This window comes from Gordonia heveisoli, from assembly GCF_030315745.1.
In the GTDB taxonomy this organism is placed as follows: Bacteria; Actinomycetota; Actinomycetes; order Mycobacteriales; family Mycobacteriaceae; genus Gordonia.
On the sequence record NZ_JASXSH010000001.1, the window covers coordinates 272,527 to 298,185 of the forward strand.

Below are 25,659 nucleotides of genomic sequence, written 5' to 3' on the forward strand. Positions count from 1 at the left end.
CATTTCTTTCGCAGAGCGGTGAGCGATTGGTGGCGGCCGGGCGTCATTGCCCGCGGAGGTAGGCGACGACATTGTCGCGATAGTCGAGAAAACCCTTGTAAGCAGCGATATCCGGATCCAGTGCCTCGATCACGGTGGCCAGCTGCGCAGCCCATTCCGGTACTCGCCGAACGTCCTCCAGCGATGCCATGAACGTACGGATGTTGAAGGTAACAGCTCCCGAGGCCGGCAGCCGGATGAAGTGTTCGAGCTCGATCCGCAGCCGCGCACGTCCGTAGTCACCGTCGGCGACCATGCGGGCGATGTCTCCCGACCATTCCGGGAGGGTTTCGAGGCTGACGTCGAGTTTGTGCGAATCCGACGCGGAGAGAGTCCAATTCACCCGCCGGTACACCTGATCGGGCGCCAGCCTGCGCAGGAACTGTTCAGCCCGGGCGACCACACCGTCGCGGATCAGCCCGGGGACCGGAGCGTGAATCTCGTACATGTCCATGCCGACGTCGAAGGCCACCGACCAGGCCGCGGCGAAGGTCACCACACCGGCGTCGAAGTAGAGCCTGCCGTCTCGTTCGACGACGAGTAGCAGATCGTCGGGGACCTCGCGGGCCAGGAACTCCAGCGGCCCACCCGGCAGCGACGCCGAATCGCCGACGGTGAACTCCTGGTCGGTACCCAGAAGGTCATTGCGCCAACGGAATCGGCGATCGCCGAACTCGTCGAGATGCATCACGTCGGGGTAGTCGCAGGACAGGTCGCGCAAGTAGTACAGCAGCAGATCCCAGCAGGCGACCTCCATACCGGGCCGGACCCGAACCCGGGACGGGTCGGCATCGAGGACCCGACGACGTTCGGCCATGTACAGCGGATACTCCGCACCACCGAGGTCGACGAGATGGCCGCCCCACTCCCCCGCCCGGGTGCTGCGCGCCATGCGCGCGGGTTCGACATTCACCGAGTAGTCGAAGACCGCGAGGTCGTCGGGGAAGGGCCACGGCAGATTCGCCAGATGGTCGACCGGCGCACTCAGCCGGGACATCGCCGCCGGGGTTGGGTGGTCGGGGGTCACCGGGATGACGGTCACATGATCTGGTGCGAGAGTCACAGATCCACCTCGATATCCACGCCGCGCGAGACGCAGCACAACATGCTGTTCCCGGCGGCTCGTTCCGCTTCGGTCAAAACGAAGTCGCGATGGGTGATCGTCCCCGACCGGACCGGGATACGACATTCACCGCACACTCCCTGGCGGCACAGATTCGGCACGGCCACACCATGATCGGCGAGCGCCTGCAGAAGCGAGACGCCCGCGGGGACCTCAACCTTGGCCCCTGTCGACGACACGGTCGCCGTGAACGGATCACCCGGATCGGGTTCCGGCGCGGTGAAGCGCTCCAGATGCACACGCGCAGCGGGCCAGCCAGCCTCGGATGCGAGCGCTTGGTAGGCGTCGAGCAGCGGCGCCGGGCCGCAGGCATATGCGTGCGTACCCAGCGGCTGACAGGCCAGACGCTCGATGAGTGTCTCCACCGTCGCGTCGACGCGGTGGGTCTCGTGCAGCGTGATGCCCGGGCACCGCGCCAGCGCGCGCAAGTCGTCGAGGTGGGCGGCATGACCGGGGCGGTAGGAGTACACGACGTCGGCGCACCCACCGTCGCGGGCGATCGCCCTGGCGTGCGAGAGCACCGGCGTCACCCCGATGCCACCGGCCACCAGCAGGGCGTTCCGTTGGTCCAGGACGGGCGCGAACATCGAGCGCGGACCCTCGACGTCGACGAGGTCACCAGTACTCACGTTGTCGTGCAACCAATCCGATCCACCGCCGGCTCCGCGGCGCAACACCGAGATGTCGTAGGAGGTCGGCAACAGGCCGTCGCCGGTCAACGAATACGCATTGCGGCGCACGCCGTCGGCTCCGGTGGAGACGATGAGATGACTCCCGGGCTGATACGGGGTCGGCGGGGTTCCGTCGGCGGGCACGAAGCGGAAGTGACTGATCTCGGCGGTGAGCGCATCGACCGCGACGACCCGCATCGGACGGGTCGCGGTCGCGTAACCGCCGTGCAGGTGAGCGCCGAGCACCGCGGTCATGACGTGCTCCGCTCCACCGGCGGCACGTCGGACTGGGAGGCCAGAAAGCTGCCACGCACCGCCGAGTGGTGCGCATGGATTTCGACGTTCCGATCGCACTCCGGGCAGACGACGACGTCCCCCGGCCCGGCGACGACCCGACTCGTCTGGTGGCAGTGCGCACAGTACATCGGCAGATCGCTGGTGTCGGTCACGTATGCGGAGAGTTCGTCGGCGATCGCACCCGCCGCACGGGCGGCGGTCAGCGCGACCAGCACGTCGAACTGCCCGCCGACGACCAGAATTCTACTGCCCGTGCGCTTTTCGTGAAGCACCTGATCGAGCGTGTGGCGGTCGGCGTCGGTATCCAGCGAATCGAGGACGAGCAATCGGGTGGGCGCCGCGGCCTCGGCGGCCTTCACCCACGTCGCCGCGACGTGTCCGGTCTCCGCGTCGCCGCCGATCGCGACGATCAGGAAACCTGCTCCGGCGGTGTCGATCTCTGCGGGGCGGGTAGGCCACGCCGGCACTCCCGGCTGCGGGGTCGGTGCCGCGGCGCGCAACCAGGCGGCGGCACGATCCTTGTACTTGATGATGCCCTTGTAATCGGCCATATCCGCGGGGAGGTCGGAAAGCACCTCTGCGGTCCGGCGCCGCCACATATCGACGGTGGCCAGCCGGTCCAGCGGCAGCATGTAGGTGCGGATGAGGAACATCACCGCCCCCGAATCGGGAAGTCGGATCAGATGCTGCACCTCGACGCGGAGATGCACCAGCCGCCCGAACTCGTCGTCGCCGACATGCTGGATCATCTCCCGATCCGGACCCCACTCGGGATAGCCCTCGGTCGACACGTCCAGTCGGCGGCCGATCGTCAGGGTCCAGTTGGTCCGACGGTAGGGGCGGTGCGGTTCGAGACGTTTGAGGAATTCATGTGCCCGGGTGATGACGCCAAGCTTGCGGACTCGCGGCACCGGGCCGTGGATCTCCAGAAAGCTCATACCGACGTCGAAGCCGAAGCTCCAGTCGGCGGCGAAGGTGATCACGCCGGCATCGACGAAGAGCTGGTCGGCCCGCTGATCGAGCAGTGCGACGTCCTCCTGCACCTGACCGGTGATGTAGCGCAGCGGCTCGTCGGGCAGCGTCGCCGGATCACCGTAGCGGAACCACTGCTCGACGCCGAGCAGGTCGTTGCTCCACAGCCAGGTGTCGGGTTCCAGTGCGGTCAACCGCATCTGATCCGGATAGGCGACGGCCAGCTCCCGCATCAACGTGAGCATCGCGTCCCACGCGGCCGGGACCATATGTGGCAGAACCGCGTGCCGGGTCGGATCGGAGGCGAGTACGGCGGCACGTTCGGCCAGTTCACGGTGATACTCGGCGTCGACGTCGACGAGAGCCCGACCCCAGTGTCCCGCAGCGGTGCCGACCGCGGACCCGGCCGGCTCGACATTGGTGGAGTAGCGGTAGCTGTCGGCGGGAAACGGGAACGGGAATCCCGCAACGAGTTCTGCGAGATCGTCCTGATGAGGATGAGTGGGCAGGATCGTGGTCACAGGGGAACCTCCAGGATGTCGCCGTCGGCGGCGCGGGAGACGCACGGCATGACCGCATCGGCAGCAGTCTTCTCCGTGTCGGACAGGTACAGATCACGATGGATCGCAGTGCCGCCGGACAGCGGAATACGGCACTCTCCGCAGACGCCCTGGCGGCAGAGGTTGGGAATACTGACACCGTCGGCTTCGAGGGCGTCGAGCATGCTGACCCCGGACGGCACCGCTACGGTGCGGTCGGATTCGGTGAGCCGCACCAGAAATGGATCACCCGGATCGAGTGCGTCGATACCGAAACGTTCCGAGTGCACTCGCGAGGCAGGCCAGCCGGACGCCTGCGCGGATTCGCAGACGTGGTCAATGAGCGCGGCCGGACCGCACACATACAGGTGGGTACCGATGGGCTGTTCGCGCAGCACCACCTGTAACCTCTCCATGAATGCAGCTCTGGCGGTGAATACTTCGATGTTCCCACCGGATAATGCGGCCACTTCGTCGACGTGTGCGGCGTCGTCGGGACGGTGCGTATAGAGCACCTGGACATTCCGTCCCCAGCGTCGCGCAGCGTGCAGATGGGACAGGATCGGCGTGATCCCGATCCCACCCGCGATGAGCAGGTGTTTGGCGGCTCGCGCCACCGGCGGGAACGCACTGCGCGGCGCCAGGACCCGCAGTTCGTCACCGAAGTCGAGTTCATCATGCAGCCAGCGAGAGCCGCCCGATCCGTCCGGTACCCGGAGTACCGAGATCTCGTACTCGCTCGGGTTGGTGCCGTCGCCGGTCAGGCTGTACGCATTGCGCCGGCCACCGGCTTCCACTACGAGATGACTTCCCGGAATGTAGGCGGGCAGTGGAGCACCGGACGGATCGGTCAAGGTCAGCGACCGAATGTTGCTTCCCGACTTGGCGATCCCGCAGACGACCAGTGTCAGGACACCGTCCGCAGCGATGGTGCGGCCACCGACGGCGGTGGATGCGGCGACGCTCACGTGGCTTCCTCCTTCTCGGTCGGGGCCGGACCAGCCGTCTCGGCATCGGACATGAAGCCGAGGTAGGAGCCGGTACGACGGGAGACATGATGATAGACAACAAGATTCCGAGCACAGCCGGCACAGGTGACGACGTCGTCGACACGCGCGGCCAGTCGGTTGATGGTGCGGCAGTGCGCACAGAAGACGTCGATGTTCCCGTCGTCGACGGGGTCGACCGCGAGTTCATCGTCCTCCACGCCCGCGCCGATCGCCGTCGCCCGCAGACGTAGACACGCCCCGGACGGCCCGGTGAGCATCACCCGCAGTCCGACGACTCCATCGAGCACAATTTTCCGTAGTTCGATTGCGACGCTGTCGATGTCGTCGGGGTGGGCGACCAGTTCCGTGACCGCGGCCGCCGCACCGATGGTCGAGGACCAGGCGCGCACCCGGGCACGTCCGGATTCCCCGATCCCGACCAGCACGTAGGCGGCGCCGGTCGGGTCGGGGGTCAGCGGCACACCACGCGCTGCGGCCATCGCCTCCGGGCGGGCCCACTCCGGAATGCTCGAATACGGGATCTGCGACTCCGGACCCGCTTCGGCACCGTTGATGACCGCTGTCATCGTCGCAGCCTCAGAGGAGCGTCGCGTCGCGCTGACCGGTATAGAAGGCCAGGGCGTAGCTCGGCGTACTGAAGTAGATCTTGGATCCCTTGGGGAAGAAGATGGCGTCCTTCGGCCGGGCGATGGTCTTCTGCCCGGTTTCCTTGTTCTCCAACAGGAATTCGCCTTCGAGGACGACCTTCATCTCGTCGTACTCGTATTCGTAGTAGAGCGGGGCGTCGGTGTGGCGCAGTTCGAAGAACCCGCTACACATCGGCGATCCCGAGGGGTTCTCGTAGACGTCGCCGATGCGGCCGTCGGTGCCGGGGTACTCGGCATCGGGCATCTTCGGGAGGTCCTTCCAGGCGTCACTGGTGACGCGGAAACCGGTCTGTTCAGTACTCTCGACGGTCACGATGGAGCTCCTTCGCGGGTCAGCTCGCTCCGGTCGACGGGGGAATCGGGCGGAGCGAGACTGGGATGAATAGGTGAATCATGACAGTGGACTTCGTCCTCTGTTATGAAACTTGCCTCGTGTTTCCGCTGCGTGACACTCGCGTTTATTGATGAGAAATCTCGTCCACCACAGTGAGACGCCCGTCACATCTTCGGACATAACGGACATCGACGGCGGGCCGTGGCCGAGAGTAGGGACGCCGACAATCAGTCGAGCCAGTCGAGTACCGACGCCGCCGTCCAGCTCTGCTGCATACTGCCCAGCGGTTCACCGGTGAACGGTTCGTAGTACTCGGCGAAGGAACCGTCGGTCGCCTGCCGCAGCCCTTCGTCGCGTAATCGCGCGGACCGCTCGGTCCAGCCGCGGCGGGCGAACGCCCAGCTGAACAGCCACGTCATGACCGGCCACACCGGTCCGCGCCAGTACTCACGTGGCCGGAAGTCCGCCGAGATCGGCGACGTCGAGGGTGGGACCGCGAACCGGAGGTCGGGGTGCCCGCAGAAGCGCGGACCGTCGAACAGCCGGAGCAACGCCCGTTCCCGCTCACGCGACAACCCGCCGCACAGCAACGGCGCGAACAACGCGATCGTCTCGGTGTTGATCCAGGCGTTCGCCCGCAGGTCGAAGTCGCGCGCCGCACCGTTGCGGTCGCCCGACGCCGACACCACGCCGGCACGGAACCGCTCGGCCCAGGCCCGCAGATCGCGGACGTCGGCACGCGGCTTGGAGTAGTCCTCGCCGATGGTTGCCAACACGTCGCAGGCCAGCGCGAAGATGGCGCTGACGAAAACGTCCTCGACGGCGAAATCCATCACTCGTGGCAGCACCGCGTCGTCGTAGTTGGCGCGTTTCATCTGCTCCACCAGCCACAGATAGCGGTCGTACTCGAGATCACTGGGCCGCATCGACAGGTCGGAGACGTGATCGAGGTCGGCGCGCTGATAGGGCGGCAGGTCGGCGCCGGGCGTCACATTGGCGTACGGACCGTCCCACCGCGGCGAGTTGTCCATCCCCGATTCCCACCCGTGAAAGATGGTGATTCGTCCGCGCCCGTTGGGATCTCGCGCATCCGCCAGCCAACGATGCCAGCGCACCAGGGCACCCCAGCGACGGTCGATGAACTCGTTGGCCACCGCCCGTGTGGTGCGGCCGTGACGGCGCGAGTGGTCGAGGATGCGTTGGACGGCGATCGCATGCACCGGCGGCTGGGTGATTCCCGATGTGTCGGGAAAGTCCGGAGCATTCTTCGCCAGCCGCGCACACTCCCAGCGCGCAGGTCCGGGAAAGTAGCCGTCGCGGCCGTTCGCGAAGACGATGTGCGGGATCATCCCGTTGTGCCATTGCGCCGACAGCAGGGTGTCCATCTCGATCACCGCACGCTCGACGCTGAGCGGGGCCAGCCCGACGGTCACGAACGCGGCATCCCAGCTCCACATGTGCGGATACAGCTTCGGTGCGGCACTGGTCATCGTGCCCAGGTCGTTGCCGCGCAGCAGGTAGGCGGCGCGCGCCGACAGCTGCGTAGGGGTGAATCCGTACCGTGCCACCGCTCGATTCTGCCCCGACTCGGTGCGGCGCGCTCGGTAGCTCATCCACGTCGACCTCGAAGGTAGGGTCGGGAGCGTGCCTACCGCTCTGATCACCGGGGCCAGCCGTGGCCTCGGCGCCGAAATCGCCCGCCAACTCGCGCCCACCCACGATCTGCTGCTGGGCGGTCGTCCGTCCCCGGAACTCGATCATCTGGCCACCGAACTCGACGGGGCCAGCACCTTCGCCGTCGAACTCACCGACTACGAGGAGGTCGAGGCGGCGGTCGAGGCGATCGGCGAACTCGATGTGCTGGTCCACAATGCCGGCGTCGGCAGCAGCCTTGAGCACGTCGCCGACACCCCGGTCGAGGAATGGCAGCACGTCCTCGGCGTCAATCTGATCGCGGTAGCGGAGCTGACGCGGCTGCTGATCCCCGCATTGCGTTCGGCGCAGGGGCACGTGGTCTTCATCAACTCCGGTGCCGGACGGAATGCCCGGGCGCGCTGGGCGCCCTATGCGGCAAGCAAATTCGGCCTGCGTGCGCTGGCCGACTCGCTCCGCGACGAAGAGCCGACGCTGCGGGTCACCTCGGTGTACCCCGGCCGCATCGACACCGACATGCAGCGTGAGCTCGTCGCCATCGAGGGCCGCGACTACGACGCCGCGCAGTTCCTGCGCCCGGAGACCGTCGCCGCGGCCGTCGTGCACGCGATCGCCACCCCCGCCGACGCGCATCCGCAGGACATCGTGCTGCGGCCGACCGGACGGGGCTGACCGAAGTGTTCGAGGACGTCAGCGCCTCGGATACCCGTCGGCGTCAGTCCGGGCTCCCCCAGACGATCTTGGCCTGACCCCCAACACAATTGGGAACCACCTCGATCGAACGCCGGACGGCCCCAACCGCACCGGTGGCCGCTCGGAAGACCGTCCCTTCGATACCCCGATCGCAGGCGATCAGCGCCGCGCCACCGCCGCCTACTCACGTGGTACCGGGGGTGCGCGGGGTGCCGACACCGTCGACGACTCCCGAGATTCCCTCGCCGACAACAACACCCGAGATATCGACCCCGGACGTACCGGAGGCACCTTCCGCGGAGTCACCCACGCCGGAGTCACCCGGCAACACTCCCGAGGCCCCCCAGGTCGACGAGCCGAGGGCGAGTGCACCGACCGAATCGCCGGCGTCGCCGTCTGGCGACACTCCAGCCGAATCGAGCGGTCCGCCGCCCGGGACCGCCGCACCGCACGAGCCTCCGGCGAGTACTCCGTCGGCCAACCCCGACACCACGCCATCGCATCCAGCCGAGCAGCCGACCAGCCGCACCGAGTCCCCAGCGGACGAGCCGGCTCCGGCGACAGCTCAACGCCCGGAAACCACACCCGACCCGGAAGCCACACCGGCAAGCCCGGTGTCCGGCACACCCGGACACACCGGGCCTACCGCATCGCCGTCGACACCGTCGACGCCATCACCGGCCACCCCCACACGCGGGCCGTCCGGCCCCGACCTACCGCCGGCGTCCACGCGTCCCGACGCATCCCAGCCACATCCCGCGCGGACCGAATCACCGCGCGCCACCCCCAGCTCGACGCCCGACCCCCCATGCTCCGGATGCCGATCGCACCGGACGGCCCACTGCGGCACGGCACGACTCCACATCCGATCCCGACCCCGAGCACAACCCCTTGGATCCGAACGGGAAGCACGAGACCCCGGAGGACAACCCGCGGTCGCCGCACCGCGACGAGCTGGATGACGACACCGACACCCGGCACGACGACCACGACGACCACGACGACCACGACGAGCATGCCCCGAACATCAACGGGGACCACGACACCAACGGGGACCACGACCAGTCCGATCGCGACGAGAGCCACGACGAAGATCACAACGCCGACGAGCCTCGCGACCGCAACAACGACAATGACGAGCGAGACGGCGACCGAGACGGCGACGAGGTCGATCCCGACAACACCTACGATCCGAACCGGCCGGTGCGCGAAACCGAATCCTCGAACCGGGAGTACACGGGCGGCCGAGGACTTCGAAGGCGGCACGTGGGCCGAGGAACCCGAGCCCGGGTGGTACCGCCGGATCGAGTGGGAACCCGGTGAACCACGAGATGAACCATGGGATATGGGGCATGTCCCGACAGCCAAGTACAGTGAATGGCACGACGATTATATGAACGGAGATATTTCCAAGGAACAATTCCTCGAATACTACCGAAACGAAGAAAACTATCGCGTTGAAGATTGGCTCAGAAACCGCTCGCATGATGACGAATAGATATTTCGAAATAGACTGAGAGAGGGTGTAATAGGTGACATTGTTAGGAAAGGCCCTCAGCGGGTCGTACGACGAATTCATGGCGGCCTACTCGAGCGAAGACGCCAATTTCAGATCGAAGAGCGGACGCACCCTCTTGACTGCCGCGGTCACGAACCCGGATATCGACAACCGTATCGCGATCACCATGCAGCTACTCGCCGACGGCGCAGACGCCAGCGCAATATCCCCTGCCGAAGAAACCACGGTCCTGCATGCGTTCTTCGGCAAACGCAACCACGACGGCGAACGTGAAGCACCCATGCTCGCCGCACTCCTCGATGCCGGCGCCGACATCAACCACGTCGCCAAGAAGTGGGGTCCCGTCCTCATGTTCTTCGTGCGCAACGAATTCGTTCGCGACCGCGAATCCGGGCCGTTCTATGACGTCATCTTCGCCCGCCCCGGCGTCGACTTCGACACTCCGATCGCCCGCAACAGCGAATACACGCTTCGCCGCCAGATCCTCGGATCAGACAAAGCCGTCCCAGCGCCCCTCCTGCGCCAATTCATGTTCGCCTACGAAGCCCCCGGCGGCATCGGCGATCCACGATCGGAGCAGTAACCATGGAGTTCATCCCCAAGGCCGGCGCCTGCCTGGCGACCACCAACGTCATGACCCAACGCGGACGCGTCCGCTGGATGCACCGCAGACCCTCCCAAGCCCCCGCCGACAACGGATGGCGCATCATGAGTGACATCGACACCAGCGAGTACCTCAACGACCAGTCGAATTGGCAGATCGTCGACTTCAACGACGTCTGCACCATCGAACCCGCCCTCATCAGCATCTGGGACTTCGCCGTCGGCTCGGACCTGCAGATCGTCGATGAGGGCAACGGCATGATTATCGTCGATACCCCCAGCGGCGAACAGATCCCACCCGAAAACTATTACGTGCCACCACAGAACCGAGCATGACCGGTGGTGAGTCCGGATAGTTTCGTCGACAATGCGGTTCGCCGTTTGACGATCTCGCATCAGGGCCGTACCCAACCGAGGAACACGAGCGTGCCTTTGGGCCGGTGCTGCATTATCTGGGGTTAGCGGAACGTGTGTACCATTGTTTCCGATAGGGCTGCTGGCTGATCACGGCCTAATCAGTTACACCCGGTACCCGGGGTGTTACCTATGGGGTCAAGTGGAGGCCGCCGCGTGACGAGGCGCCGCCGGTCGCGGTCCAGCGTGCGCTCGCTTCGCGGCGTTCAGCCACCTGCGGTCGATCCTCCCGACTGGTTGTTGCCGCAGATTCTGTCCTTGCTCGCGTGGGATCGCGAGTTGTGGGACGTAGATCCGCCCCCGGGCTGGACGGTGCTGGATTTGCCTGACGACACGAGGGGCTAATGTGCGTTTCCGACCGGATGGCGTGCGTGCGTGAACGCGCAAGTGTTAGTACTCGGGTTTACCGCGTTGTGGGACAACGCAATCTGATTCAGGTCAGGCTCGTCTTGCGCATCAAGGCGACGCGCGGTACGTTTCCGTTCATCACTTCAGCAAAGTGGCCATTTAGTTGGGCACACGGATTGTGTTCGGGATCGGGGGATCAAGTTGAAGCGAGTCGGGATTGCGGCTGCGCTAGTGTCAGCCATTGCCTTGACGAACGGCATTGCCGCAGCATCGGCGGCGCCAACAGCGTTGGCCACCAAGTACGACAAGCTGGTGACCGACGATGGATGGAAGATCGAGCTGCGCGCGTCCGAGCTCACGGTGAATCCGATGAGCAATATCGCCAACAGCTTCGCTTCTCGTGAGGGCTGGGTGTCATCGCGGGTCGGTGTGCTCATCACCCCGGCCAACTCGCAGCGTCCGCCTTCGCAGCCGGTCAATACCGGTGTGCTGGAACAGTTTCTGCTGGTTGGTTGTCAGATCGACGTGTCTGATGGCGCGACCTTCGGACTGGGTTCCTCGTTCGGCCCGAACGCCAACGTCACGATCAGCGGTCAACCCGGCGCCTCGATCGGGGCGGAGCCCAGATATCGCCAACGATCTCGTCGAAGGTGATGCCGGGCCGGATCACTGAAATCTCGCTGGGCAAAAAGGAGTTGACCACGAACCGGGCATCCATTCGGGCCCGCCGGGTCCACGTCTCCGTCGACGGATGCGCCGGACCGACCACGGTGCGCACCGTCGTGCGGTTCTCCGCGTCCAGCCCAACCTCGGACGACACGCTCAATGTCTACTCGGCACGGATGTGGCTGTGATGCATGATAACGCGATACACGAGGCGAGTACCGGACCGAGCCCGAACCAACTACGGCTGTGGGCGCCTGCCCTTGTGGCACTCCTTACCATCTGCGTCGCCGTCGTCGCGGTCGTCACGCTGAGCAATACGACAACGGCGGGGGCCGAAACGCCGGCTGAACGCTGCGCCCGCGAAACCGCAGCGTACAACGCCGCGTGGAAACAGGCGTGGGTTGCCGCCCACCCGGGCAAGACCGTCAACGACGCACCCACGCCATACCCGCCCTACGTGTGTCACGACCCGCAGTCGACCACGCCGACCACCACGACGACACCGCCAACGATCGCCACACCGGGCACCACCAGCCCGACACCCGGGCCCGGACCCAACATCACCGGCCACCCACCCACCGACATCCCCTCACCGGGACCGTCACCGATCGTTCCCGTCCCAACCGTGCGGCCGAGCGTGACACCGGCCCCGGGCCCGCAGATGCACCGGGTGGACTTCGTGCCGCTGACATCGATCGTGGTGCGCATCCCGACGACGCTGGGGCAAGATATCGTGCTGCGCTACCGAGACCGCGTACCCGATGTCGGGATGCGCGCAGGCCGGTGGGGCGGGACGATCGACATCGAGATCACCCGCTACACCCCAAGCGCCCGTGCACGTTTCGAGTTCACCACGACCATTCCGGCGGGGACGAGATGGCAGCGGGTGGGATCAGCCATGGAACTGGTGACCGCCACCGGGCAACGCGCAGCACTGCTCACCAAGACCGGAGCATTCGACCTCACCAATTCGGGGCCGAACCTGGTCGGGACGTTCCGCGCCGCCGGCGGCAGACTGCCATCAGTCGCCGACATCATCGCCCCCGCCCGCCACAACGCCTGCGGTGCCGGGTACTGCGGTCCTCCGACCGTCGATGACCGCACCCTGCACACCGAGATCGTCGACCAAGCCCTCGCAAGGTGCCGTGCCGACCAACTCGGCCTCACACCAGGCCAGATTCAAGGGCTGCGACAACAGACTCTGTCGGGGCCTGACGGCATGGCCCAGCAGAACAGACTCGGCGCGTCACGCGAACAACTCGCCTCCCAGGGCTGCTCACAGATTCGCAGCACACTGGTCGACTACATGGTCCAGAACTTCCCACAACGATTCCGGGACACCACAACCCGATGTGAACCCGGAGAGAAGGGGCCCCGTTGTGAAGGCGTTGTCGCTGTGTGCCAACCCCAAGGAAACCCGCCGCCAAATGCCACGCAACAAGTCGGAACCTACGTTGACCAGGTCAATACACGTATCCCACCCGGCGGCTATCTGACACGGACCGAATCACCACGCGGATCTGACGACAGTCCAGGCCGCAAACTGGAACGAAAGAACCACCCGGAGTTGTATCCACCGGGCTCGAATATCGATGCCGGTCACGTGCCCGACCTCACATGGGCAGGCGCAACTCAGTACACGTTCATGCCGATGGACCGGTCCGTGAACCGCTCGATCGGCTGGCAGGCCACCAAATATCCCCCCGGCTATCGCGCCAGGCTCTTCGTCCGAGGAAAATGGGTGAACAGCAACTGCGTACCCGCACCGATATCTCTTCCAGGAAGATAGCGATGACAGACTGGCAGAACTTGATCGACGCGCAACTCGACATCCACCAAAAGCTCATCGACGCAGGGTATCCGTATGATCCGGCCGCACAGCACGCTCCGGCGTCGGAGGACCAGATCCGCGCAGCCGAGGATCGTCTGGGCACCCCGCTGACCGATCAGCACCGCGAACTGCTCCTGATCACCAACGGATGGACAGAACAGCACGGCTTCAACTCGCTCCTCTCCACCGAAGACCTCGGCGACGGCATCACACCACTCGGGACCGAACAGTTTCAATTCGAAACGTACCCAGAACCGGGAAGCTGGGCCCAACGGCTAATCAACCGAAACGCCGGGTGGGAACAATCAACGCCCAGCGGCGGCGGCGATGCCAGCCTCCCAGAAGGACTCGACGACTGGCGTTGGCTCTACCCGATTGCCGAAGGAGAGGACAGCACAGGCCAGGTCCTCGCCCACGCGGCATCATCGCGTAACGCCGTCCCATCCCAACGGATCTACTCGGACTGTGTCCAACCGAGACGAGGTTTCCCGGACCTCGCCGGCTACATCGCCTGGTGCATCGACGACGACCGTGCAACACTGAAACGTCTTGCGTCGCAAGGCCCGTGGTGGTGAGTGGCCAGACATGTCGGCCGGGCATCTTCCGCCGGGCCGCGACTTGTGTACCTTAGCCCGGAATCGGGCGCGCCTCGGGTACGCGAAACCCGGCTCACCAACTGTCCGGATGGCTGCCGGCCGCTTCCTCGGGCTACTGCCCCTGGACCACCGGCCTCGGCGCCGGTTGTTGCGTGTCGTCACCCAACAGCGTGTAGTTGGGGTGCGATGGGGGGATACCAGCACCAGATGAGTTGCGGAAGAATCTCAGCCGCGCCGACACATTCAAAGCGCCGACTTCAGCTGTTGTCGATGGGCTTCGAACAGGGCGGAGTACTCGTCAAATGTGAGTTTGTCCTGTTGGAAGGCGAACTCGATGTCGTCCCAGCTTCCGCGCACGTACGCATCAGTGGGCATGCCAGCGACCATGGGGACGTGACCGTTGGTGTAGGAGATCTTCCGCAACCGCTCCATCATGAGCGTGCTGTCGATCTCGCCAGCGTCACGCTGGTCGATTACGTCGAGCGGTGTCAGACTCAGCGGGTGCAGGTTCCCGTCGTGGGCGGCCTTGTCACTGGCCAGGGTGCGGCTGACGTCGGGTTCGGACACCCCGATCAGGCGAGCGATAAGCGTGCGTGGCAGACCAGCTAGCGCGGCGTCGACGATCACAATACGTTCCCGTCGGATGGCAAGCCTGCGACGCGCCGCAGCTTCACGCAGGGCTCGATCGAGGGCGTCACGTGAAAGATGGCGGGAGTCAGTCCAACTCGGTACCGTAACCACCTCCTATGCGAAGCGTATACCTCTGCTGCATTGGCTTGGATAGGGGCGATCCGCCGCACCCGCGAACGCCAGCGATTCTCGGTTGTAGCTAGGAAGGCGAGTTGTGGTGGCGGGTCGGTGTCGGGCAGAGTCGTCGGTGTCCCTGGTGGGGCGCTGCCCGCCGCATTTGTAGCCCTGAGATCGGGGCGTGATGATCTCCTTCGCGCCCGGCACGATCGAAGCGGTAGGTCGTTCGATCGGTGAGATGGACTCCGGCACTGAGCTTCTGTCGAAACCGGGCGAGTGCGAAGTTGGATCTGTGCCCGACGAAAGGGGTCGCAGGAGTGATCAACTGCGTGGTGCCGTTGCCGAGCAATCCGTCGTGTCCGCGAACAGCTCGACGCCTCGCTGATGTCGTAGGCCCCAAGCCACCGCGACGGCGTACGACCTCGCCCGCCTAAAGTGGCCACCTTGAGCTGGTGATAGACCTCGATCAGGCGGCGCCCTCCGTAGAGTTCCCTGTATGACTGCGTAAGGGCCCGTTTTGACGATGCGTTCATCCCACTGGCTTTCTCCTTGTACTCATCCCCGCGGGCCTACGCGGTTGTCGCGGGTGCTGGAGTGTCACGCGGTGCGGACTTACCGACTGCGTGGGACATCGTCGTCGACGTCGCGAGACAGTTGTGCCGGCTGAGGGGCGATCAGACGGCAGCCGACAACATCGATGCGTCGAACGTCGAGCGCTGGTTCAGCGACACTTTCGGGACCGAACTCACCTACAGCGGCATCCTCGAGAAGGTTGCGCCCACCCGGCAGGGCCGAGAGGACGTTCTGCGTGGATTCTGCGAGGCGGCACAGGTCCCGTCAGCCGCCCACCGGGCGGTGGCCCGACTGGTGGCAGGCGGAGTCATCAGGGTGGTCGTCACGATGAACTTTGACCACCTCTTCGAGGTCGCGCTGCGCGAGGTGGGTATCGAGCCGCGGATCGTGTCCACGCAAGCGCAGGCCGCTGGTGTGCCGCCGTTGCAGACGATCGAGGACTGTGTCGTCGTCCATCTCCATGGCGAATACCGGAACGCCGAATCGATGCTGAACACCAGCACCGAATTGTCGCAGTACGGCGACCACATGCAGGCACTGCTGAATCAGATCGTGTCCAACCACGGGCTGCTCGTCGCAGGATGGTCAGCCGAACATGACCATGCGCTGCGGGAGACACTGCATCGTGAACACCGACAGTTCTACCCAGCGGGCTGGGTCAGTCCCCACCCCCTCAGCGGAAAGGCTGCATCTATCGCCACAGTGATCGGTGCGACCCTACTGGAAGGGACCGCCGACGACGCCTTCACCCGACTCGCTGACGCGGTGGCAGCAATGCGCGCTCGCGGTGCACGTCAGTCACCCGCTGACACCAGCGGTGGTCGCCGATCGTATCGAGGAAGGGCGGACAGGCCGGGGATCAGAGCTGAACGAGGTCGCTCGGCTGCCAGACGGCGCGCATCGAGGAGATCTTGCCGTCGGCGTCGAAGACCATGATGTCGACCGGGGTGATCTCGAATCGCATCCCGGCGGTTCCGGTGACCAGGGTGAACTCGAAAACAGCAGTGTCGCCTGCGATCTTCTTCCAGGCCAGCGTCGCGATCCGCTCGTCCATGTTGGTGATGACCGAGTAGAACTCGATGAGTTGCTCCCGGGTGTCGCGGATATCGGCGCCGATCGGATCCTCCACGGTGGCGCCTGCGGCGTACAGATCGGCGATCTGTTCGGCGGTCCCCGAGTTCAGGTACTCGATGTAGGCCTCGACGGCAGCATCGATCTTCTCGGCGAGATTCACCTGGTCAACGGTCATGCGCACAATCCCCTCAGAATTAGAACGTGTTCTAATCGAAGGTAACACGTGACTCCCGTCACCCACCAGGGTCAGAGGAGTACCGTGCCCGTGATCGCGGCCGCGCACGCCACACAGACGACACCCAGGGCAACCGCATCGATCCGGCCCGGCCGCGACACATAGGCGGTTAACCGGCCGGTACCACCGCGGGCGGTGATCGCCTCGGCCATCTCCGCGCTGCGCCGCAACGCCGACGACATCGCCGCGGTGATCATGTCCATCAAGCCCATCTCCGCGGACGGATGATCGCTGCGCCCCTTCGTCGTCGGGCGCAGACGGTGAGCCGCCCGCAGCATCCGCAACTCCTCGATGAGCAGTGGCAGACCACGCAGGGTCAGGGCGATCGACACCGCCCATTCATCGACCGGCAGTCGCAGGATGCGCAGCGGTCGCATCAGCGTCGCCAATGCGGGCGCCACCTCGGCCATCGGGGTGGTCCAGATGACCAGGATCGAGCTGGCGACCAAAACCAGACCGAGGACGATCGCGCGCAGGAACACCAACGCCGCAGGCAGTCCGGCGAAGGAGGCGTTGATGGCGGTGCCCAGCACGATCAGGCCCCAGAACCACCACGGCGGACGGGGGATCGCGCCCAGCGGGATCCCCGCGACCAACGCGGTCACCAGCACGATCGCCGCCACCATCCCGAGTGCGGGCCACGACGGCAACGCCCACGTCATCACGCCCAGGATCAACACGATCAACAGTTTGGTGCCGGCCCACAACCGATGGACGTAGGAATTGCCGGGTACCTGCCGCAGCGGAACGGTTCTCATCGTCATCGCACACCCCCGATCAGCTCACCGTCGACGAGCCGGCCGTCGACCAGTTCGACCCGCCGGTCGCAGACCTTGTCCAAGGATTCGAAGTCGTGCGAGATGATCACAATCGTCTGCCCCTGACTGCGCAGTAGTGCGAGCAGGTCGACGATCTCGTCGCGCGCATACGGATCGAGTCCGGCGAGCGGTTCGTCGAGGACCAGGATCTGCGGCCGCCGCGCGATCAGGCCGGCCAGCACCACCCGGCGCATCTGTCCGCCGGACAACGCGTCGACACCGGTCGTGGCCATCGCACGGGACAGCCCGACGAGTTCGAGGACTCGCGCCACCTCGGCGGTACCGACCTTCTCGCCACCGGCCGCCATGATCTCGTCGGCGACCGTCGTCTTCTGCAACTGCAACCGGGCGTGCTGAAAACCGAGACCGACCGCGCCGACCTGCCCGGCCACCGGCGAACCGTCGAGCAGACAAGTCCCCGAACCAGGTTCGATGAGTCCGGCCATGATCCACGCCAGCGTCGTCTTGCCCGACCCGTTGCCACCCACGATCAGCAATCCGTCGCCTCGATGCACCGTCAGCGAGACATCGGTCAGAGCGCGCACCTCCCACGGTGATCCCGGCAGATGGGCGTGGCCGATATGGTCGAGCACCAGGAGCGGCGATCGGCTCGGCACGCGGCGCCCACTGTCACTCGACAGGTCGACAGGCGGGGGATCGGCGAGGGCAGACGATGCCTGCGCGGGCATCCACGACGTCTCCGGCGGCACCACACGACCGTCGGCCAGCGCGATCACCCGGTCCGCCGCCGCGGCCTCGTTGGCCCGATGCGTGATCAGGACGACGGTGATCCCTCGACGTCCCGGCAGTCCGGCCAGCAGATCGAGCAGCTGCCCCCTGCCGTCGGGGTCGACCATCGAGGTCACCTCGTCGGCGATGAGCAGTGCGGGGTCGCGGGCCAGCGCGGCGGCGATCGCCAGCCGCTGCTGCTGACCGCCGGAAAGATCGGAGGTCTCGCGGCCGCCCAGTCCGGCCAGCCCGACTTCGGCGAGCAGCGCCTCGACGTCGACCTCGGCGTCGGCGGGAAGGCCCCACACCACGTCGTCGGCGACACGCGAACCCAGCATCTGGGTCTCCGGTCGCTGCAGGACCAGCGCGGTACCGCCGCGCTGCCCCAACCCGGGAAGCCCCGGTCGAGTCAGGGACCCGACAGTCGGCTCGCGGCCCGCGAGCAACTTGGCCAACGTCGACTTACCCGAACCGTTCGCCCCGACGATCGCGACGAACTCGCCCGCCCCGATGGTCAGGTCGATGTCATGCAAGATCTGCCGCGCACCCGGCCGGTAGGCGAACCCCACACCGACGGCGCGCAACGGCAGCGGCGCGACGTGCGCGTTCTCGTCGACAACCTCCCCGGCAAGAGTGTCCTCACTCGGCACACTCTCCAGCCGGGTGATCACCCCGCCGAGGATCCACCACGCGACATACAGCGACATCACCGTGCCCACTGTCCCCGACACCCAGATCCACGCCCACCAGTAGTCGTTGATGCTGGTGCTCATCGAGTCGAGCAGATTGCCCAGCCCGTTGGCCGGCTCCCACTTGTGCAGCCACTTGGCCACGCCGCCCAGGGTGTTGGTCATCGCCTCGATGGCCAGTTCACGCAGCGGTTTGAGGATCAGCAGCGCGAGTACCGAGATCCCGCCGATGATCGGCGCGGCGACCAGGGTGGCCACGGTGAGTGAGCCCAGGCCACGGTGGCGACGTTTGATGTCCCCGACGATGCCGCCGATCAGCGCGGACCCGATCACCGTCGCCAGCGCACCGGTACCCGCCATCGCGAAGGCGACGGCGGTGGATGCGACCGTCGCGGTGATCAGGGCACGGGGTCGGGTGCGCGCGGCGACCAGGGCCAACGGCACCGGCGCGAGCAGACCGGCCGCCTGAGCGAGCGGGATGACCGCGGCGATCACCACGAGGGCGACCGTCAGACCACCGAAAATGGCGATGGACGCAATCTCCATCGGCCGCAGGGGTGGCGAGTTCTTCACCCGTCCAGTGTGCCTGGTGTCGGCGGCGGGGCCGCTGTCGCGTCGTGCACTCGATCGGGTGAATTACGTCGTGTTAAAGAAGCATCACAACACGGTGTTTCGAGTTGTCGACGTCACCAATGCGGGGCATATTCTGTCCCACACGGGTTTTCGACGATGTCGAGACCGATGGTTGAGAGACCGATGTGTGAAGGGAGTTCGCCATGCAGTCGATCCCGATCGGCCTCACGCCGTTCCATCACGACGGACAGCTCAATGGCATCCTGATCTCCGGCCGCTGGCCCGCCTCGACCCTGGAGTGGACGCAGACCCTGGTGGCGTCGGTGCGTATCGCCTGCCGGCCCGGCTTTCTCCCCACCACGACCATCTTCGGGGTCGTCGAAGATCGCCCCGAGAACGCCGAACCCGATGCGGTGGGCATGATGCTCGCGGTCGGCAACGTCGTCGACGACAGCTTCGTCGAGGCGGGCCGCTTCCTGACCAACCCACCCGCGCTGCTGATGCTGCATCCGCCGTCACAAACCCGGCCGTCGCTCCCCGAATGCGCCGATGTCGCATCGGGCTGTGTGTTGCTGCCCGGACTCCCCGAACTCGGCCTGGAACATCGGGCCGGATGGGCCGAGGCCGAAGCCGACGGAACCGTCGTCAACCTCCGCAACGAGGTCGGCATCGACCCCAACGCCGACCCGGACACCGCGGTGCTCGCCATGCTTCTCGCAGCATAGTGACCCCACACCTGTTTTCAGGGTGCCCTAACTCTAGATTTTGTGCCCCCTACCTGCGGAAATAAGGGTCCGCGACGTGTTGCACGAACAATGAAGGCCTCACTAACCTGGCCATGTGATCGCTGCCCTGCTCCTGAGTTTCGGCGCCATCTTCGTCGCCGAACTCGGCGACAAATCGCAGCTGATGGCCATGACGTACGCCCTGCGCTACCGCTGGTGGATCGTCCTCCTCGCGATCACCGTGGCAACCACCGCAGTGCACGCGGCGTCGGTGTTCTTCGGCCACTTCCTGGGGCTATCCCTCCCCGGTGACGCCATGTCCGTCGTCGCCGGTCTCGCGATGATCGTCTTCGCGCTGTGGACACTGCGTGGCGACGACCTCACCGAGGACGAATCGGCGCGGGCCACCCGGGTCGGCGCGTCGGTGTTCTTCGCGGTGATGTCGTCGTTCTTCCTCGCCGAACTCGGCGACAAGACGATGTTGTTCACCATCACCCTCGCCGCCGACCACGACTGGCTGGGTGTGTGGATCGGTTCGACGCTGGGCATGGTCGCCGCCGATGCGCTGGCCATCGCAGTGGGCGCACTACTCGGCAAACACCTGCCCGAGCGCACCATCGCGATCGGTGCGGCCGTCCTGTTCTTCGGCTTCGCGGCCTGGTTGCTCTACCACGGGCTCGCCGACGCTGCCATCGGCACGATCGTCGCCACCCTCGCCGCCGTCGTCGCCCTGATCGGTATCGGGGCCGTGTACATCCGCCGTACCCGCCAAGGTGCGCGGAGTGTCGATCACCACGAGGACAACCCCCGACCGATCGTTCGGTAATCACGGGGGTCTCCTGCGGTCACCACCCCCGCAGTGTTTATCGTGAAGGAGTTCCGGCACCGCATCCGGTGCCGGGCGCTGCTCCCTCCCCCGAAAGGACGCACAGGACTCATGGACGTTTCCGGCTCATCCGTACTGGTCACCGGCGCCGCCTCCGGCCTCGGCGCGGCCACCGCCCGCCGCTTCGCCGCCGCCGGCGCACAGGTCTACGGCCTCGATCTCCAGCCGTCCATCGACAAGGCCGCCCCGGTTCCCGGCGTCACCCTGCTGCCCGCCGACGTCACCAGCGAGATCGACGTCAAGGCCGCGATCGACACCATCGTCGACGGTGGCGCACCGCTGCGCGTCGCGGTCAACTGCGCCGGTGTCGGCTGGGCCGCCCGCATCCTGGGCAAGAATGGGCCGCATGAGCTGGACCTGTTCCAGAAGGTCATCAGCATCAACCTCGTCGGCACCTTCAACGTGATGCGTCTAGCTGCCGCCCGCATCGCCGAAGAGCCCACCATCGACGGCGACGGACAGCGCGGCGTCATCATCAACACCGCATCGGTCGCAGCCTTCGAGGGCCAGATCGGCCAGATCGCCTACGCCGCGTCCAAGGGTGGCGTCCACGCGATGACCATCTCCGCCGCCCGCGACCTCGCGCGCGTCGGCATCCGGGTCAACACCATCGCACCCGGAACCATCAGCACCCCGATGCTGGCCGGTGTGACCCCCGAGTTCCAGAAGACCCTGGCCGAGGCCATCCCGTTCCCGCAGCGACTCGGCGAGCCCGACGAATACGCCCAGCTCGCGGAGTTCATCGCCACCCACAACTACATCAACGGCGAAACCATCCGCATGGACGGCGCAATCCGCATGGCACCGCGCTGATCCTCGGCTCCGACCCGACGTCGACGCGCCCCAGATGACGAACGGCCTGCCCGGCACCCAAAGCCGGCAGGCCGTTCGTCAGTACACGGGTCGTGTCAGCGCTGGGCCAGGCCGAATTCTTCGGCGGCGACAGCCTGGGAGAGTCGGCGCAACGGTTCGGCGTCCGCTTCGAGCCCGGCCCCATCGTCGGGAACCACATCCCACACGGCACCCTTGATCTCGGCGGCCTCGCGATACTCCTCGACGGCCCGCTTGAGTAGTCGGGCCTGCACGTCGACGTCGGCGTATTCGAACAGCCGCGGCAGGAACGGACTGATCTGGGTGAGTGCGTCACGAGTCTCGACGACCCGCCGGTGCAGCCGGGTGGTGGGTACCAGGATCCCCGGATTCGGCAGCACAACTTCGGGGACCGCCTCGGTGACCAGTCGCCACAGCGGAATCAGGTCGGTGTCCATGCGCCGACGACGACGGTTGGCCATGGCGGCCGCGATCCGGCTGTGCACCATCGGATAGCTGATACCGAACAGGAACGCCACCACGCCGAGGACCGTCAGGATCCGGCTGGTGGTCAGCAGCCACGGCATCCGCGCGAGATCGCCCATCGACACCAGCACGAAGCAGATCTGTGCCAGCGAGCCGACCGCGAGCAGCCCCAATCCCAGCACCAGTAGCCCGAGCGACGTGCGTAGATAGCCGTCGGCGGCCTGGAAGAAGCGATACACGCTGCGCACACAGGCGACGAAGCCGTAACTGAGGTAGCCGCAGGCGATGAGGAAGAACAGCGCGAAACTCCAATTGCGCGCGGTCCACTCGCTGATCGACGCGGTACGTATCTCCACCGGGATGACCAGCATGGTGACCTGCAGCCCGACCAGGGCGACGACCAGCGGCAACGCCTCCAGTCCCGCACGTCTCTCCCGGGACACCTCAGGTCCCGGGAAGAAGAACACCACCACCAGGGCGGCCACCGCGACTGCGAGCAGCGCATAGAACACCACCCGGGAGGCGCCCGTGAACGCGGCCTCCATCGCGTCGGTCACCGAGTCGTCGGCCACCACGAAAGAGAGGGTGAGCGCGGCGATCGCCACGGTCATCGCCAGCGGCTGCAGACCCCACCCATTGCGGCGAATCTGATCCAGCCGCCAGCACAGCGCGATCGCGAACACCACGAGCGCCATCGTGTTGATGATGCCGACACTGACCGTCACCCCTACAACCATCCCCGATGGCCGCCGAGCAGTTTCTGGAGGCCTCGGAGTTCACCGTCGTCGGAAGTGGACCCGACCGCGGTGGTGGCATCTTCTGCCCAGCTCAGGATCATGGAGGCCAGCATCTCGGCTTCCCACTCCCGGTCGTCGGAGTAGCAGGTGCGACGCAGCGCGGCCTCGGATTCATCGTCGCCGGGCCCGCCGGCACCACCCGCGGCCACCGCGGCGGACAGATCACCGATGTCGCCGAGTACCTGGTGCCCGGCGATGAGATGACCGAATTCGTGGATGACTATCTGGTCGCGGTGGAGCTTCGACGTGTTGGCCTGATGAAAGAAGTAGTCGCCGTCCTCGGCCGCCAGCCAGATGCCGTTGGGCACCCCGACGGGAAGCGGGTGGGCGATCAGGCGGATCGGACGGCCTCGACGTTCGCCATAGCGATCACACAGTTGCGTCACGTCGAGCGGAAGATCGAGCTCGAGCCCACGCAAGGTGTCCCGACACAGCGCACGGAGCGCACGTTCACTACGACGACGCATGAAGTATGCGGATCAGTCCCTGCCTCGCTGCGGTCAGCCTTCGTGCGACGGGTTTCCGCCGACGACACGCAGACGGGAATCGGCCTGCTTGTCCTCGGTGCCGAGGCCCGCGGCGACGACGTCCGGCGGATCCGTCGGCAGTCCCTGCTGCACGCGTAGCACCTTGATCAGCTCGTTGACGACGGTCACCGAATCGCTGGACAGCCCGGCGAGGCGGAAGGCAGCCAATTGGACGTTGGTGTCGGCCTGCAAACGCATGAGATCGATCTCGTCGCGGGTGCGCTGGGCCTGGCGATCTTCCAGGAAGTAGTGGACGTCGACTCCGAAGGCGGCGGCAATCCCCTCGACCGTACGGAACGACGGCGACTTGGCCTTCCCGGAGCGCAACTGGCTCAGGTACGACTCGCCGAGCCGGAAGCCGCGCTCGGTGGACCGCTGTGCGATCGCCTTGGCACTGTAGGCACGGCCATTGGGGCCGGGGACGGTACGGAACAGTTCCTCAAGTCGTCGGGCGAACAGACCCGGGTCGACGGTGTCGAGGCGACCGGATCGGTCCGAGTCGGCGGCGCATGCATCACCCATCGGGTTTTCCATTCCTCCAGTGGTCATGACAAAATCTCCGAACCCAGAATTTGATCTTGCAAACATTAAAGCCCGCAATGCATCCCCAATGCAACGCTAGGTACGCTCAGAACGTACCCGACATTCAGGACCAATGCGTGCCACCTGTGGCAATGCTGTAACGATCCGAGGTGTGGCATTGTTCACACTTTTTCAGCTCTTCGGTGAATGACCCGGTTCACGCTGTTTAACAACGGCTGTCGATCCGGTAAATAACTTCAGAACACAGGCCACAACGCACGACCCCCGAGTTCATCCCCCAGCACCTCAGCGTACCCCTAGGGAGACCGATGAAGCACCGCGCGAGCACCCGCACGCGGACCAGCCGACGCCCACGGCTGCTCGCCGCACTCGCGGCGGTGATCGCACTCATCGCGCTCACGCTGGCCGCCGGCATCGGATCGTCTGAACCGGGCGAGTCGGGCGGCGGCGACCACAGCAGCAGCGGCTCGGGTTCCGGTGAGGGCAGCGACCAGGGCGAGGGCAGCGACCAGGGTGACGGCACCAGCCGGGGTGACGGCACCAGCCGGGGTGACGGCAACGGACGCAGCGGTGACCGGGAGGGAACGCGCGATCGCGAAGGAAGACACGGTGACGGTGGCAGCACCGGCGGAACCGGTCGCCAGGGCGACAGCGAGAACGACAGCGACAGCGACAGCGACAGCCAGAACGACGACACGAACACCGACGACAACACCCCCGACACCGACGGCACCGGCCAGAACGACGACGCCGGGTCCGATCCGACCGGTGGGACCGAGCGCCCCGACCCGGGTACCAGCGGCCGTGGGACCGGCCACCACCACGGGGGGCACGGACACGGCGGTCACGGACACGGACACGGCGGACACGGCGGCGGACTCCCCCACTCGCATCCGACGCCCACCGAGCCGACTGTCCCGACCGAACCCACCACCCCGACCGAGACTTCCGAAACTTCCCCGACCAGCGCGAACACTCCGCGCCCGCCGCGGTTCACCTATCGGCCGCCGGTTCACCCGGAGACCACCACGACCACCCCGGACCACGACAGCGACGGCACCGACGACTCCGGCCCCGACTCGTCGCCCGACCGGGTTCCGGCGGTGGCCGCTCCCGGCGGCGGGACCCCCGGCGGCGGGGGCGCACCGGGAACCGGAGGCGCATCACCTTCCGGCGGCGGCACCGGAGGAGCAGGCGCAGGTGGCGGCGCCACGTTGTCGGTACCGCGAGTCCCGGCTGCCACGTCGGCCCCCGAAGCCAACTCTCCGGTAGCGGCACCCGAGGCGGCCGCGGTCATGGCGTTGCCCGCCGCCCATCCGGCCCCGGGCACGTCGACCGACCGGATGGGCGGTCTACGCGACTTCGTCATCGGCATTGCCCCCGGCGGTCTACTGATGCTCGGCGCGGTGGCTCTATTGGGCAGCGGATCATTCCTCGACGCCCTGCGGTCCATGCGCTCCTGATCGATCGGTCGCCGGCGGCACGGCCGATG

At 66.1% G+C, this 25,659-nt stretch carries 27 protein-coding genes and 1 pseudogene; 13 read left to right on the forward strand and 15 right to left on the reverse strand.

Going from position 1 to position 25,659, the window contains the following annotated elements; translation table 11 throughout:
* Nucleotides 1–43: 43 nt before the first annotated feature.
* From QSJ18_RS01205 to ggh, 7 genes are all read right to left on the reverse strand, one after another.
* Nucleotides 44–1,036, reverse strand: coding sequence for a heme-dependent oxidative N-demethylase family protein (locus QSJ18_RS01205; RefSeq protein ID WP_286324464.1), 993 nt, complete (start codon nt 1,034–1,036; stop codon nt 44–46).
* A 62-nt stretch (nt 1,037–1,098) separates the two neighbouring features.
* Nucleotides 1,099–2,088: a PDR/VanB family oxidoreductase gene (locus QSJ18_RS01210; protein WP_286324354.1), complete on the reverse strand. Its 990-nt coding sequence runs from the start codon at nt 2,086–2,088 to the stop codon at nt 1,099–1,101.
* Nucleotides 2,085–3,623 (reverse strand): heme-dependent oxidative N-demethylase family protein, encoded by a 1,539-nt coding sequence (locus QSJ18_RS01215; RefSeq protein ID WP_286324355.1) that lies wholly within the window; start codon nt 3,621–3,623, stop codon nt 2,085–2,087. The genes QSJ18_RS01210 and QSJ18_RS01215 overlap by 4 nt, the downstream gene beginning before the upstream one ends.
* Nucleotides 3,620–4,609 carry a PDR/VanB family oxidoreductase gene (locus QSJ18_RS01220; protein WP_462475958.1) on the reverse strand — a complete coding sequence of 330 codons (990 nt, stop codon included), beginning with the start codon at nt 4,607–4,609 and terminating at the stop codon, nt 3,620–3,622. The genes QSJ18_RS01215 and QSJ18_RS01220 overlap by 4 nt, the downstream gene beginning before the upstream one ends.
* The gene (locus QSJ18_RS01225) at nt 4,606–5,217 is read right to left on the reverse strand and encodes a dimethylamine monooxygenase subunit DmmA family protein (RefSeq protein WP_286324356.1); all 612 of its coding nucleotides are present in this window, start codon (nt 5,215–5,217) and stop codon (nt 4,606–4,608) included. Before QSJ18_RS01225 ends, QSJ18_RS01220 begins: the two co-directional genes overlap by 4 nt.
* 10 nt (nt 5,218–5,227) lie before the next feature.
* A complete protein-coding gene (locus tag QSJ18_RS01230) occupies nt 5,228–5,611 on the reverse strand; it encodes a cupin domain-containing protein (protein ID WP_286324357.1) in 384 nt (127 codons plus the stop codon).
* 248 nt (nt 5,612–5,859) lie between these two features.
* On the reverse strand, nt 5,860–7,200 hold the full coding sequence (ggh, locus tag QSJ18_RS01235) for a glucosylglycerate hydrolase (protein WP_286324466.1): 1,341 nt from the start codon (nt 7,198–7,200) through the stop codon (nt 5,860–5,862).
* Nucleotides 7,201–7,276: 76 nt separating this feature from the next.
* Here ggh and QSJ18_RS01240 point away from each other — a divergent pair, with 76 nt between their 5' ends.
* Nucleotides 7,277–7,957, forward strand: a complete 681-nt coding sequence (locus QSJ18_RS01240) for an SDR family oxidoreductase (protein ID WP_286324358.1) — start codon at nt 7,277–7,279, stop codon at nt 7,955–7,957.
* A 205-nt stretch (nt 7,958–8,162) separates the two neighbouring features.
* Here QSJ18_RS01240 and QSJ18_RS01245 read toward each other — a convergent pair whose 3' ends face one another.
* Complete coding sequence (locus QSJ18_RS01245) at nt 8,163–8,471, reverse strand: hypothetical protein (protein ID WP_286324359.1); 309 nt, start codon at nt 8,469–8,471, stop codon at nt 8,163–8,165.
* A gap of 398 nt (nt 8,472–8,869) precedes the next feature.
* Here QSJ18_RS01245 and QSJ18_RS01250 point away from each other — a divergent pair, with 398 nt between their 5' ends.
* The 7 genes and pseudogenes from QSJ18_RS01250 (at nt 8,870) to QSJ18_RS01275 (ending at nt 13,934) form a co-directional block, all read left to right on the forward strand.
* Nucleotides 8,870–9,301 (forward strand): hypothetical protein, encoded by a 432-nt coding sequence (locus QSJ18_RS01250; protein ID WP_286324360.1) that lies wholly within the window; start codon nt 8,870–8,872, stop codon nt 9,299–9,301.
* Nucleotides 9,282–9,476, forward strand: coding sequence for a GH-E family nuclease (locus QSJ18_RS20175; protein WP_462475960.1), 195 nt, complete (start codon nt 9,282–9,284; stop codon nt 9,474–9,476). Before QSJ18_RS01250 ends, QSJ18_RS20175 begins: the two co-directional genes overlap by 20 nt.
* Nucleotides 9,477–9,612: 136 nt before the next feature.
* The gene (locus QSJ18_RS01255; RefSeq protein WP_286324361.1) at nt 9,613–10,080 is read left to right on the forward strand and encodes a hypothetical protein; all 468 of its coding nucleotides are present in this window, start codon (nt 9,613–9,615) and stop codon (nt 10,078–10,080) included.
* 2 nt (nt 10,081–10,082) lie between these two features.
* Entirely contained in the window at nt 10,083–10,436 is a 354-nt protein-coding gene (locus QSJ18_RS01260; protein WP_286324362.1) for a DUF2185 domain-containing protein, read from the forward strand.
* Between the two features lie 795 nt (nt 10,437–11,231).
* A pseudogene (locus tag QSJ18_RS01265) lies at nt 11,232–11,716 on the forward strand (MspA family porin).
* A 482-nt stretch (nt 11,717–12,198) separates the two neighbouring features.
* Nucleotides 12,199–13,317 carry a hypothetical protein gene (locus QSJ18_RS01270; RefSeq protein WP_286324363.1) on the forward strand — a complete coding sequence of 373 codons (1,119 nt, stop codon included), beginning with the start codon at nt 12,199–12,201 and terminating at the stop codon, nt 13,315–13,317.
* Between the two features lie 2 nt (nt 13,318–13,319).
* The gene (locus QSJ18_RS01275) at nt 13,320–13,934 is read left to right on the forward strand and encodes an SMI1/KNR4 family protein (protein ID WP_286324364.1); all 615 of its coding nucleotides are present in this window, start codon (nt 13,320–13,322) and stop codon (nt 13,932–13,934) included.
* Nucleotides 13,935–14,198: 264 nt separating this feature from the next.
* Here QSJ18_RS01275 and QSJ18_RS01280 read toward each other — a convergent pair whose 3' ends face one another.
* Entirely contained in the window at nt 14,199–14,582 is a 384-nt protein-coding gene (locus QSJ18_RS01280) for a winged helix-turn-helix domain-containing protein (protein WP_286324365.1), read from the reverse strand.
* Nucleotides 14,583–15,602: 1,020 nt separating this feature from the next.
* On the opposite strand from QSJ18_RS01280, the gene QSJ18_RS20180 reads away from it, so the two are divergent.
* The gene (locus QSJ18_RS20180) at nt 15,603–16,211 is read left to right on the forward strand and encodes an SIR2 family protein (RefSeq protein WP_353507195.1); all 609 of its coding nucleotides are present in this window, start codon (nt 15,603–15,605) and stop codon (nt 16,209–16,211) included.
* Here the strand turns inward: QSJ18_RS20180 and QSJ18_RS01290 are convergent.
* From QSJ18_RS01290 to QSJ18_RS01300, 3 genes are all read right to left on the reverse strand, one after another.
* Nucleotides 16,135–16,524 carry a nuclear transport factor 2 family protein gene (locus QSJ18_RS01290; RefSeq protein WP_286324367.1) on the reverse strand — a complete coding sequence of 130 codons (390 nt, stop codon included), beginning with the start codon at nt 16,522–16,524 and terminating at the stop codon, nt 16,135–16,137. The genes QSJ18_RS20180 and QSJ18_RS01290 overlap by 77 nt on opposite strands.
* Before the next feature lie 71 nt (nt 16,525–16,595).
* Nucleotides 16,596–17,348, reverse strand: coding sequence for an energy-coupling factor transporter transmembrane component T family protein (locus QSJ18_RS01295; RefSeq protein ID WP_286324368.1), 753 nt, complete (start codon nt 17,346–17,348; stop codon nt 16,596–16,598).
* Nucleotides 17,345–19,366, reverse strand: a complete 2,022-nt coding sequence (locus QSJ18_RS01300) for an ABC transporter ATP-binding protein (protein ID WP_286324467.1) — start codon at nt 19,364–19,366, stop codon at nt 17,345–17,347. The genes QSJ18_RS01295 and QSJ18_RS01300 overlap by 4 nt, the downstream gene beginning before the upstream one ends.
* 230 nt (nt 19,367–19,596) lie before the next feature.
* Between QSJ18_RS01300 and QSJ18_RS01305 the strand changes: the two genes are divergently transcribed.
* The 3 genes from QSJ18_RS01305 (at nt 19,597) to QSJ18_RS01315 (ending at nt 21,817) form a co-directional block, all read left to right on the forward strand.
* Nucleotides 19,597–20,118: a peptidase gene (locus tag QSJ18_RS01305; RefSeq protein ID WP_286324369.1), complete on the forward strand. Its 522-nt coding sequence runs from the start codon at nt 19,597–19,599 to the stop codon at nt 20,116–20,118.
* A 115-nt stretch (nt 20,119–20,233) separates the two neighbouring features.
* The gene (locus QSJ18_RS01310) at nt 20,234–20,944 is read left to right on the forward strand and encodes a TMEM165/GDT1 family protein (RefSeq protein WP_286324370.1); all 711 of its coding nucleotides are present in this window, start codon (nt 20,234–20,236) and stop codon (nt 20,942–20,944) included.
* A gap of 111 nt (nt 20,945–21,055) precedes the next feature.
* The gene (locus tag QSJ18_RS01315) at nt 21,056–21,817 is read left to right on the forward strand and encodes an SDR family oxidoreductase (RefSeq protein ID WP_286324371.1); all 762 of its coding nucleotides are present in this window, start codon (nt 21,056–21,058) and stop codon (nt 21,815–21,817) included.
* A gap of 95 nt (nt 21,818–21,912) precedes the next feature.
* Here the strand turns inward: QSJ18_RS01315 and QSJ18_RS01320 are convergent, their stop codons facing one another.
* From QSJ18_RS01320 to QSJ18_RS01330, 3 genes are read right to left on the reverse strand one after another with little or no spacing between them, the layout of a single operon-like run.
* Complete coding sequence (locus QSJ18_RS01320) at nt 21,913–23,037, reverse strand: MAB_1171c family putative transporter (protein WP_286324372.1); 1,125 nt, start codon at nt 23,035–23,037, stop codon at nt 21,913–21,915.
* On the reverse strand, nt 23,028–23,564 hold the full coding sequence (locus tag QSJ18_RS01325; protein ID WP_286324373.1) for a hypothetical protein: 537 nt from the start codon (nt 23,562–23,564) through the stop codon (nt 23,028–23,030). Before QSJ18_RS01325 ends, QSJ18_RS01320 begins: the two co-directional genes overlap by 10 nt.
* Before the next feature lie 33 nt (nt 23,565–23,597).
* Complete coding sequence (locus tag QSJ18_RS01330) at nt 23,598–24,173, reverse strand: helix-turn-helix domain-containing protein (protein WP_286324374.1); 576 nt, start codon at nt 24,171–24,173, stop codon at nt 23,598–23,600.
* 302 nt (nt 24,174–24,475) lie between these two features.
* On the opposite strand from QSJ18_RS01330, the gene QSJ18_RS01335 reads away from it, so the two are divergent.
* Nucleotides 24,476–25,630: a hypothetical protein gene (locus tag QSJ18_RS01335; RefSeq protein WP_286324375.1), complete on the forward strand. Its 1,155-nt coding sequence runs from the start codon at nt 24,476–24,478 to the stop codon at nt 25,628–25,630.
* The last annotated feature ends 29 nt before the right edge of the window (nt 25,631–25,659 follow it).

Coding starts and splice junctions, on each gene's coding strand:
- QSJ18_RS01260 (WP_286324362.1), top strand. CDS start 10,083: ATGGAGTTCATCCCCAAGGCCGGCGCCTGCCTGGCGACCACCAACGTC.
- QSJ18_RS01320 (WP_286324372.1), bottom strand. CDS start 23,037: ATGGTTGTAGGGGTGACGGTCAGTGTCGGCATCATCAACACGATGGCG.
- QSJ18_RS01335 (WP_286324375.1), top strand. CDS start 24,476: ATGAAGCACCGCGCGAGCACCCGCACGCGGACCAGCCGACGCCCACGG.
- QSJ18_RS01225 (WP_286324356.1), bottom strand. CDS start 5,217: ATGACAGCGGTCATCAACGGTGCCGAAGCGGGTCCGGAGTCGCAGATC.
- QSJ18_RS01305 (WP_286324369.1), top strand. CDS start 19,597: ATGCAGTCGATCCCGATCGGCCTCACGCCGTTCCATCACGACGGACAG.
- QSJ18_RS01205 (WP_286324464.1), bottom strand. CDS start 1,036: ATGTCCCGGCTGAGTGCGCCGGTCGACCATCTGGCGAATCTGCCGTGG.
- QSJ18_RS01290 (WP_286324367.1), bottom strand. CDS start 16,524: ATGACCGTTGACCAGGTGAATCTCGCCGAGAAGATCGATGCTGCCGTC.
- QSJ18_RS01300 (WP_286324467.1), bottom strand. CDS start 19,366: ATGGAGATTGCGTCCATCGCCATTTTCGGTGGTCTGACGGTCGCCCTC.
- QSJ18_RS01210 (WP_286324354.1), bottom strand. CDS start 2,088: ATGACCGCGGTGCTCGGCGCTCACCTGCACGGCGGTTACGCGACCGCG.
- QSJ18_RS01330 (WP_286324374.1), bottom strand. CDS start 24,173: ATGACCACTGGAGGAATGGAAAACCCGATGGGTGATGCATGCGCCGCC.
- QSJ18_RS20180 (WP_353507195.1), top strand. CDS start 15,603: ATGAACTTTGACCACCTCTTCGAGGTCGCGCTGCGCGAGGTGGGTATC.
- QSJ18_RS01275 (WP_286324364.1), top strand. CDS start 13,320: ATGACAGACTGGCAGAACTTGATCGACGCGCAACTCGACATCCACCAA.
- QSJ18_RS01315 (WP_286324371.1), top strand. CDS start 21,056: ATGGACGTTTCCGGCTCATCCGTACTGGTCACCGGCGCCGCCTCCGGC.
- QSJ18_RS01295 (WP_286324368.1), bottom strand. CDS start 17,348: ATGACGATGAGAACCGTTCCGCTGCGGCAGGTACCCGGCAATTCCTAC.
- QSJ18_RS01325 (WP_286324373.1), bottom strand. CDS start 23,564: ATGCGTCGTCGTAGTGAACGTGCGCTCCGTGCGCTGTGTCGGGACACC.